We start from the raw sequence: 18,377 nt of genomic DNA on the forward strand, positions 1-18,377 counted from the left end.
ACTGGCGTTGTAAGGAATCGTAGGGAGAAAGAAAAACCGCATCAGCGATGCGGTTTTACGAACATTACGCAGGGGTACTGATGCGCGCTAACTGCTCGAAATAATCAGGGAAGGTTTTCGCAGTGCAGCCAGGATCAAGGATAGTCACTGGCGTATCGGATAACGCCACCAGCGAGAAACACATCGCCATACGATGGTCGTTATAGGTACCGATCTCAGCAAACGTCAGCTTAGCCGGAGGCGTAACGGTAATATAATCTTCGCCCTCTTCGACTTCTGCGCCCACTTTTCGGAGTTCAGTAGCCATCGCGCTAAGACGATCGGTCTCTTTTACTCGCCAGTTATAGATATTACGTAACGTGGTCGTGCCCTTAGCAAACAGCGCCGCTGTCGCGATAGTCATTGCTGCATCCGGAATGTGGTTCATGTCCATATCGATAGCGTTTAGCTCACCACGTTCGCAGCTAATGAAGTCATCGCCCCAGGTTACTTTCGCGCCCATTTTCTCAAGCACATCAGCAAAGCGAATATCACCCTGCACGCTGTTACGCCCGATGCCGGTTACCTTAACCACACCGCCTTTAATTGCCCCTGCGGCCAGGAAGTAAGAGGCAGAGGACGCATCACCTTCTACCAGGTATGCCCCTGGAGATTGGTACTGCTGTGCGCCGCGAATCAGGAAGCTGCGATAGTCGCGGTTTTCAACTTCCACGCCGAAGGTTTTCATCAAATGCAGCGTGATATCGATATAAGGTTTGGAAACCAGCTCACCTTTAATGGTGATTTCAGTGTCATTTTCTGCCATAGGCGCGGTCATCAGCAACGCGGTCAGGAACTGGCTAGAGACGCTGCCGTCCACTTCAACCTTACCGCCACTAAAACCACCACGCAGACGCAGTGGCGGGTAATTTTCTTGCTCCAGGTACTCAATGTTCGCCCCGCCCTGGCGTAGCGCATCGACAAGATGGCCGATTGGACGCTCTTTCATACGCGGCTCGCCGGTCAGAACAATATTGTTACTACCGAGGCACAACGCCGCCGCCAGCGGACGCATAGCGGTGCCAGCATTGCCTAAAAAAAGCTCCAACTCACCTTGTGCCTGCAGAGGCCCGGCCACGCCGGTGACTTCACAACGGGTACGATCCGCCGAAAGCGTATAGCTCACGCCCAGCGCCTTCAGCGCGTTAAGCATATGGCGGACATCATCGCTATCCAGCAGATTGGTCAGCACCGTCGTGCCATTGGCCAGCGCGGCCAGTAGCAGCGCGCGGTTAGACACGCTTTTTGAACCCGGCAGATTAATAGTGCCGTCGACCAGCGCGATGGGTTGTAACGTCAGGGATTCCAGCATGGGAAAAATACTCTCAACTCAAACAGAATAAAAACCCCGCAGACGGGCCGCGGGGCGAAGTGCTAATACATTAATTAACCGTGGCGACGCTCGAAGTCCACCATGAAATCAGTCAACGCTTTGACGCCATCGAGCGGCATCGCGTTGTAAATCGAGGCGCGCATGCCACCGACAACACGGTGACCTTTTAGAGAATGCAGACCTGCCGCAAAGGACTCTTCGAGGAACACTTTATCCAGCGCGCTATCCGCCAGCTGGAACGGCACGTTCATCCGCGAACGGTTAGAAGCAGCTACGTCATTACGATAGAAATCGCTGTTATCAATCACGCCGTACAGCAACTCGGCCTTGGCCTGGTTGATACGATCCATCGAGGCAACGCCGCCCTGCTCTTTCAGCCACTTAAAGACCAGGCCCGCCAGATACCAGGCAAAAGTTGGCGGTGTGTTAAACATTGAGTCGTTATCGTTCAGCACGGTGTAATCGATAATCGACGGACATGCTTTATGCGCCTTGCCCAGCAGGTCTTCACGAACAACGACCAGCGTCAGGCCAGCCGGACCAATGTTTTTCTGCGCACCGGCATAAATCACGCCGAAGCGGCTGACGTCGATAGGGCGAGAAAGAATGGTTGAAGAGAAATCCGCGGCAACGACGGTATCGCCAAAATCAGGCGTTTCGTCGATGGAAATACCGTCGATGGTCTCATTCGGGCAGTAGTGTAGAAACGCGCTGTTATCAGACACCTGCCATTCACTCATCGGCTTGATAGCCCGTTTACCGTCCACGGTGATTTTCACGTCATGGGCAACAGGCTGGCAGTATTTTTTCGCTTCTTTTATTGCGCTATTCGCCCAGTAGCCGCCGTCAATGTAGTCGGCCGTAGTTTTGTCACCGAGGATATTCAGCGGTACGCCCGCAAACTGGCCGCGCCCACCGCCGTGGCAGAATAAAACTTTATAGTTGGAGGGGATTTGCAGCAGATCGCGAAAATCTTTTTCCGCCTCTTCAGCGACCTGGATAAACTCTTTACCACGGTGGCTAATTTCCATTACGGAGGTGCCCAGACCGTGCCAGTCGCACAGTTCCTGTTGTGCACGACGAAGTACTTCAGCCGGCAGCATCGCCGGACCAGAACTAAAATTGTATACCTGTGTCATTTCCCCTCACCACGCCTCGAGCAATAAGTTTTTATTACATTATCGGTTTTATCATTCAGCGGCGCAGTGTTGCAATGGTTAATCCCGCGCGGGTGACCAATGTGAGCAAAATCACACAACATAATCTTCCGGCAAGAGAAAAAACTGCCCGATTTCCGACGCTAAGGCAATGTGGCGAACATGCCCATGGCTGCTCGTCATTTGGCTACCATAACAGTGGGTTACTGTAAGCAGACATAGCCTGTTATGCTAACGTCGCCTGCACCTGGCGGAAGATAGCGTCTGCCCGGTAAAACCCGTATCATTGCGCGTTTTGCGTACCATTAAAGTGAACCCCATGACTCAGACATTTATCCCTGGCAAAGATGCCGCCCTGGAAGACTCCATCGCTCGCTTCCAGCAAAAGCTGACCGACCTCGGTTTTAACATCGAAGAAGCCTCCTGGCTTAACCCGGTACCGAACGTTTGGTCGGTGCATATTCGCGACAAAGACAGCGCCCTGTGCTTCACCAACGGTAAAGGCGCGACCAAAAAAGCGGCGCTGGCATCCGCGCTGGGTGAATATTTTGAACGTCTGTCAACCAACTACTTCTTCGCTGACTTCTGGCTGGGCGATACGATCGCAAACGGCCCGTTCGTGCATTACCCGAATGAGAAGTGGTTCCCGCTGCCGGAAGATGACCAACTGCCAGAAGGCATCCTTGACGATCGTCTGCGTGCTTTCTACGACCCGGAAAATGAAGTCGGCGCCGGGATGCTGATCGATCTGCAGTCCGGGAACGACGAGCGCGGTATTTGCGCTCTGCCGTTCACACGCCAGTCAGACCTGCAGACCGTTTATATCCCGATGAACATCATTGGTAACCTGTATGTTTCCAACGGCATGTCCGCGGGCAACACGGCGAATGAAGCTCGCGTCCAGGGTCTCTCCGAAGTCTTTGAGCGTCATATTAAGAACCGCATTATTGCGGAAAGCATCAGCCTGCCAGAGATCCCTCAGGATGTACTGGCTCGCTATCCTGGTGTCGTGGAGTCCATTAAAACGCTTGAAGCTGAAGGCTTCCCTATTTTTGCATACGATGGTTCTCTGGGCGGTAAGTACCCGGTTATCTGCGTCGTACTGTTCAACCCGGCCAACGGAACCTGTTTCGCATCCTTCGGCGCACACCCTGATTTTGGCGTAGCGCTGGAACGTACAGTCACCGAGCTGCTCCAGGGGCGCGGTCTGAAAGATCTGGATGTGTTTACGCCTCCAACCTTTGATGATGAAGAAGTCGCTGAGCACGCGAATCTGGAAACTCACTTCATCGATTCCAGCGGCCTGATTTCCTGGGATATGTTCAAGCAGGATGCAGATTACCCGTTTGCTGACTGGAGCTTCGCAAGCACAACAGAAGAAGAGTTCGCTACGCTGATGGCCATCTTCAAGTCTGAAGATAAAGAAGTGTACATCGCCGATTACGAACATTTGGACGTCTACGCCTGCCGTATTATCGTCCCGGGCATGTCTGATATTTACCCTGCCGACGACCTGCTGCTGGCAAATAACAGCATGGGCAGCCACCTGCGTGAAACTATTCTTGCTCTGCCGGACAGCGAATGGGAGCAGCAGGACTACCTGGATCTGATTTCCCAGTTGGACGACGAAGGCCATGATGACTTCACCCGCGTGCGTGAATTGCTGGGTCTGGCAACCGGGAAAGATAACGGCTGGTACACGCTGCGCATTGGCGAACTGAAAGCCATGCTGGCCCTTGCTGGTGGCGATCTTGAGCAGGCGCTAATCTGGACCGAATGGACTATGGAGTTCAACGCCTCTATCTTTAGCCCGGAGCGTGCCAACTACTACCGCTGCCTGCAAACTCTGCTTCTGCTGTCTCAGGAAGAAGAGCGCGAGCCTCTGCAATACCTGAACGCGTTTGTGCGGATGTTCGGGGCTGAAGCGGTAGATGCCGCCAGCGCGGCGATGAGCGGTGAAGCCGCCTTCTATGGGCTGCAGCCAGTGGATAAAGATCTGAAAGCTTTCCCGGCACATCAGGCTCTGTTGGCCGCGTACGAAAAATTACAGCGTGCCAAAGCCAAATATTGGCAGGTAAAGTGATTTACTGACAACTTCCAGGTGCGTGCTGCACCGGGTCTGAGCTATATTACGGGGCGCCTTTTGCGCCCCTTTTTATTATTGCAACAATAATAATTTATTATGTAATTTTTTGGTTAATTTTGGGTGAATGGTTATTTTTTGATAGCGGCAACAATGTTATCAAAATATAAAAATACCCCATTATAATTAACCAATTTCGTGTGAGGGGAAAGCTGAATTCAATTTTAATTATAATTATTAAAATTTATTTTTTCATTTAAAATCAAAATATTATGGTGAAAAACTGGCAAAAGCCTACTTTTTCAGTGCCTATTAGCTTGGCGAGATATGATCCACATCAAATTTTACTCTATAATGCTTTGTTAGTATCTCCTCGCCGAATTAAATAAGAGAGAGTTAGTGTGAAAGCTGACAACCCTTTTGATCTAGTACTTCCACCAGCGATGGCAAAAATTGCCGAAGATGCTGGCGTCTATAAAGCAACAAAACAACCGCTAACGACCTTTTACTTAGCGATTACCGCTGGCGTCTTCATTTCGATTGCCTTCGTGTTCTACATCACCGCCACAACCGGCACATCCGCTATTCCTTTTGGAATTGCCAAACTGATTGGCGGCACATGCTTCTCACTGGGTTTAATTCTTTGTGTTATCTGCGGTGCTGACCTTTTCACCTCCACTGTGCTTATTGTCGTTGCCAAAGCCAGCGGTCGTATCACTTGGGGCCAGCTGCTACGTAACTGGGCTAACGTCTATATCGGTAACCTGATCGGCGCCCTGCTCTTTGTGTTGCTGATCTGGCTGTCCGGCATGTATATGACCGCCAATGGCGCATGGGGCCTGAATGTCCTGCAAACCGCCGACCATAAAATGCACCACACATTTGTTGAGGCCGTCTGCCTTGGCATTCTGGCAAACCTGATGGTGTGTCTCGCCGTCTGGATGAGCTACTCCGGCCGCAGCCTGATGGACAAAATGTTTGCTATGATCCTTCCGGTTGCCATGTTTGTTGCCAGCGGCTTTGAGCACAGCATCGCAAATATGTTCATGATCCCGATGGCTATCGTGGTTCGTGACTTTGCCAGCCCGGAATTCTGGACCGCCGTAGGGTCTTCTCCGGAAAGTTTCTCGCATCTGACCGTGCTGAACTTCATCACCGATAACCTGATTCCAGTTACCATCGGAAACATCATCGGCGGGGGTTTACTGGTTGGGTTGACATACTGGGTAATTTATCTGCGCGGTGGCGACAAGCACTAAGCCAAGCCAGTACGCAGGTTTAAGAACTCCACATTAGAAGGTAGGTGTTACATGTCCGAGCAAAATGAAAAGTTAGCCACAGCCTGGGAAGGTTTTGCTAAAGGCGACTGGCAGAATGAAGTCAACGTACGTGACTTTATTCAGAAAAACTACACCCCGTACGAGGGTGACGAGTCCTTCCTGGCAGGTGCTACCGACGCAACTACCAAACTGTGGGACAGCGTGATGGAAGGCATCAAACTGGAAAACAGCACTCACGCGCCAGTTGACTTCGATACCGACCTCGCTTCTACCATCACCGCTCACGATGCGGGCTACATCAACAAGTCCCTCGAAACCATCGTGGGTCTGCAGACTGATGCTCCTCTGAAACGTGCCATCATTCCTTTCGGCGGCATCAAAATGGTCGAAGGTTCTTGCAAAGTATATGGTCGTGAACTCGACCCAATGCTGAAAAAGATCTTCACCGAATACCGTAAAACACACAACCAGGGCGTGTTTGACGTTTACACCAAAGACATCCTGAACTGCCGTAAGTCCGGTGTTATTACCGGCCTGCCAGATGCCTATGGCCGTGGCCGTATCATCGGTGACTACCGTCGCGTTGCGCTGTACGGTATCGACTACCTGATGAAAGATAAGTTCGCTCAGTTCAACTCACTGCAGACCAAACTGGAAAACGGTGAAGACCTGGAAGCGACTATCCGTCTGCGTGAAGAAATCTCCGAACAGCACCGAGCACTGGGTCAGATCAAAGAGATGGCCGCTAAATATGGCTACGACATCTCCGGCCCGGCTACCAACGCTCAGGAAGCTATTCAGTGGACTTACTTTGGCTACCTGGCTGCGGTTAAATCTCAGAACGGCGCTGCAATGTCCTTCGGTCGCGTATCCACCTTCCTGGATGCTTACATCGAGCGCGACATCAAAGCAGGCAAAATCAACGAGCAAGACGCTCAGGAAATGATTGACCACCTGGTCATGAAACTGCGTATGGTTCGCTTCCTGCGTACCCCTGAATACGATGAGCTGTTCTCCGGTGACCCAATCTGGGCAACTGAATCAATCGGCGGTATGGGCGTTGATGGCCGTACTCTGGTAACCAAAAACAGCTTCCGCTTCCTGAACACCCTGTACACTATGGGGCCATCTCCGGAGCCGAACATCACCATTCTGTGGTCTGAAAAACTGCCACTGAACTTCAAAAAATACGCGGCTAAAGTTTCCATCGATACCTCTTCTCTGCAGTACGAGAATGACGATCTGATGCGCCCTGACTTCAACAACGACGACTACGCTATCGCTTGCTGCGTAAGCCCAATGATTGTTGGTAAGCAAATGCAGTTCTTCGGTGCTCGTGCAAACCTGGCGAAAACCATGCTGTATGCAATCAACGGCGGCGTTGATGAAAAACTGAAAATGCAGGTTGGCCCTAAAGAAGCCCCAATCACTGCAGACGTTCTGGACTACGACAACGTGTTGGATCGTCTGGATCACTTCATGGACTGGCTGGCTAAACAGTACGTTACCGCGCTGAACATCATTCACTACATGCATGATAAATACAGCTACGAAGCGTCTCTGATGGCTCTGCACGACCGTGACGTTGTTCGCACCATGGCTTGTGGTATCGCGGGTCTGTCCGTTGCAGCTGACTCCCTGTCTGCAATCAAATACGCGAAAGTTAAACCAATTCGTGACGAAGACGGTCTGGCTATCGACTTCGAAATCGAAGGTGAATATCCACAGTTCGGTAACAACGATCCTCGCGTCGATGACATCGCCGTTGACCTGGTAGAACGTTTCATGAAGAAAATTCAGAAACTGACCACCTACCGTGGCGCTATCGCGACCCAGTCTGTTCTGACCATCACCTCTAACGTGGTTTATGGTAAGAAAACCGGTAACACCCCAGACGGTCGTCGCGCAGGGACTCCGTTCGGCCCAGGCGCTAACCCAATGCACGGTCGTGACCAGAAAGGTGCCGTTGCCTCTCTGACTTCCGTAGCTAAACTGCCGTTTGCTTACGCGAAAGATGGTATCTCTTATACCTTCTCCATCGTGCCAAACGCGCTGGGTAAAGACGATGACGTGCGTAAAACCAACCTAGCAGGCCTGATGGACGGTTACTTCCACCACGAAGCGAACATCGAAGGTGGTCAGCACCTGAACGTCAACGTCATGAACCGTGAAATGCTGCTGGACGCGATGGAAAACCCTGAGAAATATCCTCAGCTGACCATTCGTGTATCTGGTTATGCAGTACGCTTCAACTCGCTGACCAAAGAGCAGCAGCAGGACGTTATTACCCGTACCTTCACTCAGTCCATCTAATTCCTTGTTAGACTGAAGAAGCGTACTATATAAAGGCTCCACTCCCGTGGGGCCTTTTTACTCACCTCCCTACCCTCAGCCTGCTTTGCCAGCTATCTATACTCTGGGTATCTGTCAAAACAGACTTAACACAGCCGGCTTGAGCTGTGCACGACACAGGCCCTGGACGGGCCACATCTGGAGAGATCACCGCAATGTCAGCAATCGGACGAATTCACTCTTTTGAATCCTGCGGTACCGTGGACGGCCCCGGTATCCGCTTTATCACCTTCTTTCAGGGCTGCCTGATGCGCTGCCTGTACTGTCACAATCGCGACACCTGGGATACTCACGGTGGCAAAGAAGTGACGGTGGAAGATCTGATGAAAGAAGTTGTCACCTATCGCCACTTTATGAACGCTTCCGGCGGCGGCGTCACCGCGTCCGGCGGAGAGGCAATCCTGCAGGCCGAGTTTGTTCGTGACTGGTTCCGTGCCTGTCATAAAGAAGGGATTCATACCTGCCTGGATACCAACGGCTTTGTTCGCCGTTACGATCCGGTGATTGATGAGCTGCTGGAGGTCACTGACCTGGTGATGCTCGATCTCAAGCAGATGAACGACGAAATCCACCAAAACCTGGTGGGCGTTTCAAACCATCGCACGCTTGAATTTGCTCAATATCTGTCTAAAAAAGACATTAAAGTATGGATCCGCTACGTGGTCGTACCGGGCTGGTCTGACGATGATGATTCCGCGCATCGCCTGGGCGAGTTCACCCGCGATATGGGGAATGTTGAAAAAATAGAACTGCTGCCGTATCACGAATTGGGCAAACACAAGTGGGTGGCGATGGGCGAAGAATACAAGCTGGATGGCGTTCATCCGCCGAAGAAAGAAACGATGGAGCGGGTGAAAGGTATTCTGGAGCAGTACGGTCATAAAGTGATGTACTGATCCGAAAACGTGCTCCCTCTGTGGGAGCACGAATATTTTCCTTTCGCCCCGATCACGCCTCTCTGCAGGACTCAAAAATTCAAACGCTTCAGGTGCGAGAAGATCGCAGACTCAATACGCTGATTAAGCGTGAGCCACCGGCCCAGGATGATGCCCCGCCTTCCGCAGCAGCATCATCAGGTAAACAAATGACACCGCAGCCATCATGATAAACAGCACGTTATCCGAGTAGTTCTGCATCAGCAGCGCGGTGATCGTGGGCCCAATCAGGCTGCCGATGGTGTAGCTCAGCAGCAGCGCCTGATTCATCGCCACCAGTTGATGGCGCTCAATTCTTTCACAAGCCCAGGCCATCGCAACCGGGTAAAGCGTGAAACCGAAAGCTCCCAGCACAAATAGCGCAGGCCCCATTGCGGCATTGCTGAGCATGGCCAGACAGCCGAGGATCACCACAAAGACCTGAACGCGCAGCACCAGCAGGCGACCGTATTTATCCGCCAGACGCCCCATCGGCCACTGACCAACAATGCCAGCACTGATCATCAGCGCCATCCAAAAGCCAATGCCGGAGTCACTCACGCCCTGATGGTTCAAATACAATGGCATCAGGCCGTACAGCGAGCCGAGTACAATGCCGGACATAATGCAGCCATTCACACCCAGCCGAGCCTGGCGCAGACGCAGCATTGGCCAGACCGGAGTGTTATCCCGATGTTCATCCCCATCGCTGACGATATGCGCAAACAGCAGCGGCAGGATAGCGGCCAGCACCAGCGCGGTAGCCCACGGTAGAACGCTCATCAGTTCAGTAGAAAGTTTGCTGACCATCAGTTGACCGACCACCATCCCGATGTAGTAAACGGTCATATAAGCCGCCAGAAGACGGCCACGGTTGCGGGAAGTCCCGCTGCACATCAGCGCGCTTTCAACCACAACCCAAATCATTGCACAGCCCACACCGGCCACAAAACGCCAGACCATCCAGCTCCAGAAACCGACCATCAGCCCCAGGCCAACACAGCCCACGGCAAAGATAATAGAGGCAAAATAGTAGCTGCGGTTAAACCCGTGACGCTTAATCACCCATCCGGTAATCAATGTCCCGACCAGGTTGCCGGTAAAGTAGGCGGAGCCCACCATCCCAACCTGCCAGGTAGGAAGATTATCGTGAGCCAGCCAAAGCGGGACGAGCGTGTTTAAAACCGCCATCGCCAGAGTCAGCAGCAAAAGCCCGCAAAGCAGGAGCAATACGGGACGGGTATAGGTGGTCATGGGTATCAAACCGTGAGGAAATCAGGAAATTTGTGCGCATCATGCCACCGGCAAATTGATTGTCAATCCAGCAATAATGGGGGGTGAGAGGGGTTTTGACGGGAACGATTTGAAAAACTTATCCTGCTAATAAGTGACCGGGGTCACGTAAATTGTATCTCACTGTTTTTGATGCGATATAGCGAAAAGCAGGCCAAAATAAGCAATGAAAAATTTCATGGATATTCAGGTGAGATTTTCTTATCTGAAAGCATGAAAAAGCGCGCCCGCAGACGCGCTTATAACTCGATGAAATGTTAGCCCGCGATCGCCATACCAACCGTCATATGCAGCCCGTAGAAGACGCCACGACCAATGAGCTCACCCGCAATCACCAATACCATCGCCAGCGTCAACAGACCAACGCCCGGACGATATCCTTTCAGCTGCGGTGCAATCCAGCAGACCAGAGCGAGGACCAGCAAAACCATCCGCCACGCCATCAGCGAGCCATACTCCGGCACCAGCGCAGATGCCTGCTGAATGGAGCTATGCAGCGTTGCCAGCTCCATGCCCTGCATCAGCACAACAATCATGCTGACTACCAGCGCCAGCAGCGTGATGACCGGCAGAATACGCATCCCCCAGCCGTTAACGCCGGCCGCACGCAGCAGCAGGTAGCCAAGCAGCGGGCCGCCGATAAACATCGTCAGGAAGAAGTTCATCGGCGTCCAGAGGCTAAACCAGGTCGGCACCGTATCGATTAAATACACCCGGCTCATCATCCAGACGAACACCACGCCCAGAATCATGGTCACTACGGCCCAGACTTTGCTGAGCGCCTGAGGCATTTTGCCAAGTACGGTCAAAAGCCACCAGAAACCGCCCACGGCAAAGAATACCGAGCCGCTGGCAATTTCATTACTCAACGCCGAACTGCCGAGGCGGTTGAGCGAGTTGAAGGCGCGCAGCGGTGAGCCTAAGTGCAGTATCGAGGCGATGAAACCGACGCCCATCAGGATCCAGAGCACCACCATCATCAGCTCGGCGCGCCTGCGGGTCGCCCTGTCGTTCACACCGTAAAGCAATGCCAGCGCCATAACCATAAACCCGCCCGCAACGCACTGGCCCAGAACCGTAAAGACCATTAGCGGCCATTCATGCCATCCGTTTCCCATCTCACACCTCCTTCGGGTTGGCCAGATAACCGCTGGTATCCCCACTCGGGCGGCTGTTGGCGTTAGGTTTAATCACGATATTTGGTTTTGTGAAGTGCGATGCAGGCAGCGGAGCAATAGCGGCCTGAGTACCGTACTTTTTGCGTAACTCGTCGATAGGTGCTAAGTCCAGTGCACGCAGCGGGCAGGACTCTACGCAAATCGGCTTTTTCCCCTCGGCAACGCGCTCGTAGCAGCCGTCGCACTTCGTCATGTGGCCTTTCTCTTCGTTGTACTGAGGCGCACCGTACGGACACGCCATATGGCAGTAGCGGCAGCCGATACAAACGTCTTCGTTCACCACCACGAAGCCATCTTCGCGCTTATGCATCGCGCCGCTTGGGCAGACCTTAGTACAGGCCGGATCTTCACAGTGGTTACAGGAGATAGAAAGGTAGTAGGCGAAGACATCCTGATGGAATACGCCGTTATCCTCCTGCCAGTTGCCGCCCGCATATTCATAAATGCGGCGATAGCTCACGTCCGGAGTCAGGTTCTTAAAATCCTTGCACGCCAGTTCACAGGTTTTGCAGCCAGTGCAGCGGCTGGAGTCGATATAAAAGCCATATTGGGTTGTCATTTACTGCTCCTTACGCCTTTTCAACCTGGACCAGGTTACTGTGAGATGGATTGCCTTTTGCCAACGGTGACGGGCGCTGAGTGGTCAGCACGTTGATGCTGCCCGCGCGGTCTACCTTGTTGGCATCCGGGTTATACCAGGCTCCTTCCCCTAAGGCGACAACGCCAGGAATGATGCGTGGCGTAACTTTGGCGTTAATGCGTACTTCTCCGCGACCGTTGAAAATACGGACTTCATCACCGTTGGCGATGCCGCGCTGTTTTGCATCAAGCGGGTTGATCCACATCTCCTGGCGACAGGCGGCCTTCAGCACGTCAACGTTGCCGTAGGTGGAATGCGTCCGCGCTTTGTAATGGAAGCCGGTCAACTGCAGCGGCCATTTCTCCGCCAGCGGATCGCCGACGTTTTCAAAACCAGCGCTATACACCGGGAGCGGATCGATAACGTCGCCTTCACGGAGTTCCCAGGTGGCGGCAATCTCTGCCAGCTGTGCGGAGTAGATTTCAATCTTGCCGGACGGCGTGGTTAACGGATTCGCCTGCGGATTTTCACGGAAGGCCTTGTAGGCCACATGGTGCCCTTCCGGGTCACGTTTTTTGAACATTCCCTGCTGGCGGAACTCGTCAAAACTCGGCAACTCTGGAATCGCTTTCTGAGACTGAGCGTAAAGGTGACGCATCCAACCTTCCTGCGTCCGTCCTTCCGTGAACCGCTGCTCCACGCCCATACGCTTCGCCAGTTCGGTGGTCATCTCATAGATGGTTTTGCATTCAAACCGAGGTTTGATGGCCTGCTCGGCGAAAATCACGTAAGACATGTTGCCGCAAGAGGCATCAAGGCAGAAATCCATCTGCTCGGAAGCCGTGCAGTCCGGGAGCAAAATATCGGCGTATTTCGCAGAGGAAGTCATGTGATTGTCGATAACCACAATCATCTCGCACTTCTTGTCATCCTGCAGAATGTCGTGGGTTCGGTTGATCTGGGAATGCTGGTTAATCAGGCAGTTACCGGCATAGTTCCAGACCATTTTGATTGGCACATCTAACTTATCTTTGCCGCGTACGCCGTCACGTGTGGCCGTCATTTCGGCGCCGCGATCGATGGCGTCGGTCCACATAAACATTGAGATGCTGGTCTGAACCGGGTTTTCCAGCGTTGGCATACGCACGAACGGCAAACTATAGGAACCCTCACGCGCCCCGCTGTTACCGCCGTGAATACCGACGTTACCGGTCAGGATAGAAAGCATGGCGATTGCGCGGGAAACCAGCTCGCCGTTGGAGTGACGCTGCGGCCCCCAGCCCTGGCTGATAAAAGCTGGTTTGGCGCTGCCGATTTCGCGGGCGAGTTTAATAATGCGGTCAACCGGTACCCCGGTTATCTGCGAGGCCCATTCAGGTGTTTTAGCCACGCCATCAACGCCCTGACCGAGTATGTAAGCCTTATAGTGCCCATTGTGCGGTGCCCCCGCTGGCAGCGTTTTGTCATCGTAGCCTACGCAGTATTTATCCAGGAAAGCCTGGTCTACGAGGTCTTCATTTATCATCACCCACGCCAGCGCGGAGATCAGCGCCGCATCGGTGCCTGGGCGAATAGGGATCCACTCATCTTCCCGTCCCGCGCCGGTATCGGTATAGCGTGGGTCGATAATAATCATTCGGGCATTAGATTTTTGGCGGGCCTGCTCGAGGTAATAAGTTACCCCGCCGCCGCTCATACGAGTTTCGCCGGGGTTGTTACCGAACAGCACCACCAGCTTGCTGTTTTCGATATCAGACGGACTGTTGCCGTCCGCCCAGCCACCGTAGGTATAATTCAGACCAGCGGCAATCTGCGCGGTGGAATAGTCCCCGTAATGATTGAGATAACCCCCGCAGCAGTTCATCAGGCGGGCAATCAGCGTGGAGCCCGGTGGCCAGGAACGCGTCATGGTGCCGCCGAGCGTCCCCGTGCCGTAGTTCAGATAAATAGCTTCGTTACCGTACTCTTTAATGATGCCTTGCATGCTGTTGGCGATGGTATCAAACGCTTCATCCCAGCTGATACGCTCGAACTTCCCTTCGCCGCGTGCGCCAACACGCTTCATCGGATATTTGAGGCGATCGGCATTGTAGACACGTCGGCGCATTGAACGCCCACGCAGGCAGGCTCGAACCTGATGTAAACCTTCGTAGTCGTCATCACCGGTGTTATCGGTTTCAACGTATTTAATTTCGCCGTCCACCACATGCATACGCAGCGGGCAGCGGCTGCCGCAGTTCACCGTACAGGCGCTCCAGACCACTGTCTCATCGCCACCGGGGTTAACGGCGGGGTCGGCAAAGGCGAATCTGGAAAAGGGAAGCGAGAAGGCGCTAGTTGCAGCAGCTAAACCACCGATTGCCGTGGTTTGGACCAGCTTACGACGGCTGACCTCTGCCGCGAGGATCGCGTTAGGGGTTTTATCAGTCATAGTGACCTACTTGTTTTGCTCACAGTTGAAAAAAGCTGACAGCGGCGACGCGGGTTGAGAGCCCACATACCGCTGCGCAGTTAAAGTTGAAAGGGGTGCCCGGTTAATATTTGTTGGAGGATTGACCTGGCCGCGTCACGCCTTGTGAAGCACGGCCGTCAAATGATGATTAGATTGAAGTTTTAATTGAACAATCATCACCCGCTTCCGGTGAGCAATAATACTTCTTTGAGAGTAGGGGTTATTGTCTGGTATCAAGAAAGGCGGTATTGACGTAAAACCTCGGAATTAGGGTATAAAAAAAGCGCCCTGAGGCGCTTTTTCAATGCATCACAAACGGCAGATTATCCGATGTATTCCAGGCCATTCATGTAAGGACGCAGCACTTCTGGTACCTGAATGCGGCCATCAGCCTGCTGGTAGTTTTCCAGGACGGCGACCAGAGTACGGCCAACTGCCAGACCAGAGCCGTTCAGGGTGTGAACCAGGCGAGTTTTCTTGTCTGCTTTACTGCGGCAGCGGGCCTGCAGGCGGCGAGCCTGGAAGTCCCAGCAGTTGGAGCAGGAAGAGATCTCACGGTAGGTATCCTGTGCCGGCAGCCAGACTTCCAGATCGTAAGTTTTGCGCGCACCGAAACCGATATCACCGCTGCAAAGCAGCACTTTACGGTATGGCAGACCCAGCAGTTGCAGAACCTTCTCCGCATGGCCGGTCATCTCTTCCAGCGCATCCATAGAGTCTTCTGGGCGAACGATCTGCACCATCTCAACTTTGTCGAACTGGTGCATACGAATCAGCCCGCGAGTATCACGGCCATAGGATCCAGCTTCAGAGCGGAAGCACGGCGTGTGCGCAGTCAGCTTCAGCGGCAGGGAATCTTCGTCGATGATCTCGTCGCGAACCAGGTTGGTCAGCGGCACTTCTGCGGTAGGGATCAGCGCATAGTTGCTGCTGTCTGCTTCTTCTTCCAGCGGACGAGTATGGAACAGGTCACCGCCAAATTTAGGCAATTGGCCGGTACCGTACAGCGTGTCCTGGTTAACCAGGTACGGGACATAGTTTTCCATGTAGCCGTGCTGCTCGGTGTGCAGATCCAGCATAAACTGGCTTAGCGCACGATGCATACGCGCCACCTGCCCTTGCATCACCACAAAGCGGGAACCGGTGAGTTTCACCGCAGCAGCGAAGTCGAGGCCTTTGGCCATTTCGCCCAGGGTTACGTGGTCGCGCACTTCAAAATCAAACTTGCGCGGCTCACCCCAGCGGCTAATTTCTACGTTTTCACTGTCGTCTTTGCCCATTGGCACGCAGTCGTCAGGAATGTTTGGCAGGGTCAGCGAGATATCGCGAATTTCCGCCAGCAGAGAATCAAGCTCGTTTTTCGCTGCATCCAGCTCTTCGCCCAGCTGGTTAACCTGCAGGCGCAGCGGCTCAATGTCTTCTCCGCGCGCTTTCGCCTGGCCGATGGATTTCGATCGCGAGTTACGTTCAGCCTGCAGATTTTCCGTTTTGACCTGCAGTACTTTACGACGCTCTTCCAGAGAGCGCAGCGTGTCTACATCCAGCTTAAAGCCCCGGCGTGCCAGTTTTTCAGCGACTGCGTCTGGCTCTGTACGCAGCAGATTGGGATCGAGCATGCTTATCCTGTGCTTATCGAATTGAATTTATAGGGAGTGCGGCCACAGCCTGCGGCCGCTTTGATAGTCTTGCTAACCTTACCGCAACGCCTGCATTAGCGGTAGCGTTTTGTGGGGCTTTTCTGATCCTGCTCGGTAAGCCAGGCTAGCTTTTCGCCAATCTTACCTTCCAGGCCTCTGCTGGTCGGCCGATAGTAGCGAGTTTGTGCCATTTCAGGCGGAAAATAGTCTTCCCCGGCGGCATAGGCGTTCGGCTCATCGTGAGCGTAACGGTATTCCTGGCCATAGCCCATTTCTTTCATCAGCTTCGTAGGGGCATTGCGCAGATGAACGGGAACGTCATAATCAGGGCGCTCACGCGCATCCGCCATTGCGGCTTTGAATGCGGTGTAAACTGCGTTACTTTTCGGCGCACAGGCCAGATAAACAATTGCCTGGGCAATCGCTCTCTCTCCTTCAGCCGGCCCTACGCGGGTGAAACAATCCCAGGCGGCAATGGCAACCTGCATACCTCTTGGATCGGCATTACCCACGTCTTCCGAAGCGATGGCCAGCAAACGCCGAGCAACGTAAAGCGGGTCGCCGCCTGCGCTAATAATGCGGGCGTACCAGTAAAGGGCGGCGTCAGGCGAGGAGCCACGAATGGATTTATGCACCGCTGAAATCAGATCGTAAAAACGATCGCCCTTATTATCGAAGCGAGCGCTGCGTTCGCCGGCAATCTCAGTCAGCAACTGAGTCTGTAAAACACGATTTCCGCTAGCGTCCGTCTCGGCCATATCCGCCATCATTTCCAGCGTATTCAGCGCCCGGCGTGCATCGCCGTTTACTAGCTCGGCAATGGCTTTTCGCGTCTCGTCCGGCAGCACAATATTTTGCCCACCGTAGCCCCGCTCTTTATCGCTCATCGCCTGCTCGAGCACCTGCTCGATGTCCGCTACGGTGAGGGATTTCAGCAGATAAACACGGGCACGGGAAAGAAGCGCCGAGTTCAGCTCAAACGAAGGGTTTTCGGTTGTCGCACCAATAAAAGTAATGGTGCCGTCTTCAATATGCGGCAGGAAAGCATCCTGCTGGCTTTTGTTGAAGCGGTGAACTTCGTCCACAAACAGAATGGTACGACGCCCGGCATTGCGATTTTGCCGCGCCCGCTCAATAGCCTCACGTATCTCTTTTACGCCTGAGGTTACCGCAGAAATACGTTCGACGTCCGCGCTGGCATAGCGAGCAATCACTTCAGCGAGGGTCGTTTTACCGGTTCCCGGCGGTCCCCAGAGGATCATCGAATGCAAATGGCCCGCTTCAATGGCTCTGGGCAGCGGTTTTCCTGCGGCCAGCAGATGCTGCTGGCCGATATACTGGGCCAGATTTTCTGGCCGCATACGCGCGGCCAGCGGCTGGAAGGTATTATCTGAAAAATCGAGCGACAAATTGCTCACTCAAGCCTCTACTTACGTTGGTCGTCCACCGTGACGCCTTTTGGCGGGGTGAACGTAAACTTACCGGCATCCACTGCGCCGTTTTGCTGAGCCTTCAAAGTATAGCTGCTGCGCTGGTCGTCCTGCTCCACCGCGCTAAACTGATGGATAGTGCCATCACGGCCGACGTTGATGGTGAACTGTTTCAGGTTACCCGAGCTGCTTTTTGGCGTCAGCACAAAGTCATCGCCATTTTGCTTGATGTTGTATTGCTTCCAGTCGCTGGACTGGTTGCGGGCAATCAGCATAAACGGCGTATTGCTGGTGGCGTCTTTTAGCCAGGTGGCCGTAACCTGCTCAACAAACGGGTTATAGAACCACAGGGTTTTGCCGTCGGAGACCAGGATACTTTCATCGGGCTGAGTCATGTGCCAGTTGAACAGGTTTGGGCGCTTAACCCACAGGTCGCCCTGACCTTCCTGTACAGCTGCCCCACTGCCATCGGTCACTTTTTGGGTGAAGCTGGCATGGAAGCTACCAACTTTATCAAGACGGCCCTGCAAATCCCCGGCTGCATCAGCCCAGGCTCCGGTTGCAGTCATGCCGACTAATAGCGCACAGGTCATTACGATTTTTTTCATTATGTTCCCTCTGGATTCATTAACCACCTGACGATGGTGCT

General features: G+C 53.3%; 13 protein-coding genes. 4 read left to right on the forward strand and 9 right to left on the reverse strand.

Annotation, left to right across the window (positions count from 1 at the left end; translation table 11 throughout):
• Positions 1 to 64: 64 nt before the first annotated feature.
• Complete coding sequence (gene aroA / locus CNE01S_RS05645) at positions 65 to 1,348, reverse strand: 3-phosphoshikimate 1-carboxyvinyltransferase (RefSeq protein WP_061274349.1); 1,284 nt, start codon at positions 1,346 to 1,348, stop codon at positions 65 to 67.
• Between the two features lie 77 nt (positions 1,349 to 1,425).
• A complete protein-coding gene (gene serC, locus CNE01S_RS05650; RefSeq protein ID WP_039291499.1) occupies positions 1,426 to 2,511 on the reverse strand; it encodes a 3-phosphoserine/phosphohydroxythreonine transaminase in 1,086 nt (361 codons plus the stop codon).
• A gap of 337 nt (positions 2,512 to 2,848) precedes the next feature.
• Here serC and ycaO point away from each other — a divergent pair, with 337 nt between their 5' ends.
• The 4 genes from ycaO (at position 2,849) to pflA (ending at position 9,140) form a co-directional block, all read left to right on the forward strand.
• Positions 2,849 to 4,612, forward strand: a complete 1,764-nt coding sequence (gene ycaO / locus CNE01S_RS05655; protein WP_061274351.1) for a 30S ribosomal protein S12 methylthiotransferase accessory factor YcaO — start codon at positions 2,849 to 2,851, stop codon at positions 4,610 to 4,612.
• A 401-nt stretch (positions 4,613 to 5,013) separates the two neighbouring features.
• Positions 5,014 to 5,871, forward strand: a complete 858-nt coding sequence (gene focA / locus CNE01S_RS05660; protein ID WP_061274180.1) for a formate transporter FocA — start codon at positions 5,014 to 5,016, stop codon at positions 5,869 to 5,871.
• 51 nt (positions 5,872 to 5,922) lie between these two features.
• A complete protein-coding gene (gene pflB, locus CNE01S_RS05665; RefSeq protein ID WP_008461167.1) occupies positions 5,923 to 8,205 on the forward strand; it encodes a formate C-acetyltransferase in 2,283 nt (760 codons plus the stop codon).
• 194 nt (positions 8,206 to 8,399) lie between these two features.
• Entirely contained in the window at positions 8,400 to 9,140 is a 741-nt protein-coding gene (pflA, locus tag CNE01S_RS05670; protein WP_039291492.1) for a pyruvate formate lyase 1-activating protein, read from the forward strand.
• Between the two features lie 123 nt (positions 9,141 to 9,263).
• Here pflA and CNE01S_RS05675 read toward each other — a convergent pair whose 3' ends face one another.
• From CNE01S_RS05675 to lolA, 7 genes are all read right to left on the reverse strand, one after another.
• Complete coding sequence (locus CNE01S_RS05675) at positions 9,264 to 10,412, reverse strand: MFS transporter (protein ID WP_061274182.1); 1,149 nt, start codon at positions 10,410 to 10,412, stop codon at positions 9,264 to 9,266.
• 296 nt (positions 10,413 to 10,708) lie between these two features.
• On the reverse strand, positions 10,709 to 11,569 hold the full coding sequence (locus CNE01S_RS05680) for a dimethyl sulfoxide reductase anchor subunit family protein (RefSeq protein ID WP_061274184.1): 861 nt from the start codon (positions 11,567 to 11,569) through the stop codon (positions 10,709 to 10,711).
• A 1-nt stretch (position 11,570) separates the two neighbouring features.
• Complete coding sequence (locus CNE01S_RS05685; protein ID WP_038474060.1) at positions 11,571 to 12,188, reverse strand: DMSO/selenate family reductase complex B subunit; 618 nt, start codon at positions 12,186 to 12,188, stop codon at positions 11,571 to 11,573.
• A 10-nt stretch (positions 12,189 to 12,198) separates the two neighbouring features.
• Entirely contained in the window at positions 12,199 to 14,640 is a 2,442-nt protein-coding gene (gene dmsA, locus CNE01S_RS05690; protein WP_061274186.1) for a dimethylsulfoxide reductase subunit A, read from the reverse strand.
• Positions 14,641 to 14,984: 344 nt separating this feature from the next.
• Positions 14,985 to 16,277 carry a serine--tRNA ligase gene (serS, locus tag CNE01S_RS05695; RefSeq protein ID WP_061274188.1) on the reverse strand — a complete coding sequence of 431 codons (1,293 nt, stop codon included), beginning with the start codon at positions 16,275 to 16,277 and terminating at the stop codon, positions 14,985 to 14,987.
• Between the two features lie 95 nt (positions 16,278 to 16,372).
• Complete coding sequence (locus CNE01S_RS05700) at positions 16,373 to 17,716, reverse strand: replication-associated recombination protein A (protein WP_061274190.1); 1,344 nt, start codon at positions 17,714 to 17,716, stop codon at positions 16,373 to 16,375.
• An 8-nt stretch (positions 17,717 to 17,724) separates the two neighbouring features.
• On the reverse strand, positions 17,725 to 18,336 hold the full coding sequence (gene lolA, locus CNE01S_RS05705; RefSeq protein ID WP_061274192.1) for an outer membrane lipoprotein periplasmic chaperone LolA: 612 nt from the start codon (positions 18,334 to 18,336) through the stop codon (positions 17,725 to 17,727).
• Positions 18,337 to 18,377: the final 41 nt, after the last annotated feature.

Origin of the sequence: Cedecea neteri NBRC 105707 = ATCC 33855 (genome assembly GCF_001571265.1) — a bacterium.
GTDB classification, from domain to species: Bacteria; Pseudomonadota; Gammaproteobacteria; order Enterobacterales; family Enterobacteriaceae; genus Cedecea; species Cedecea neteri.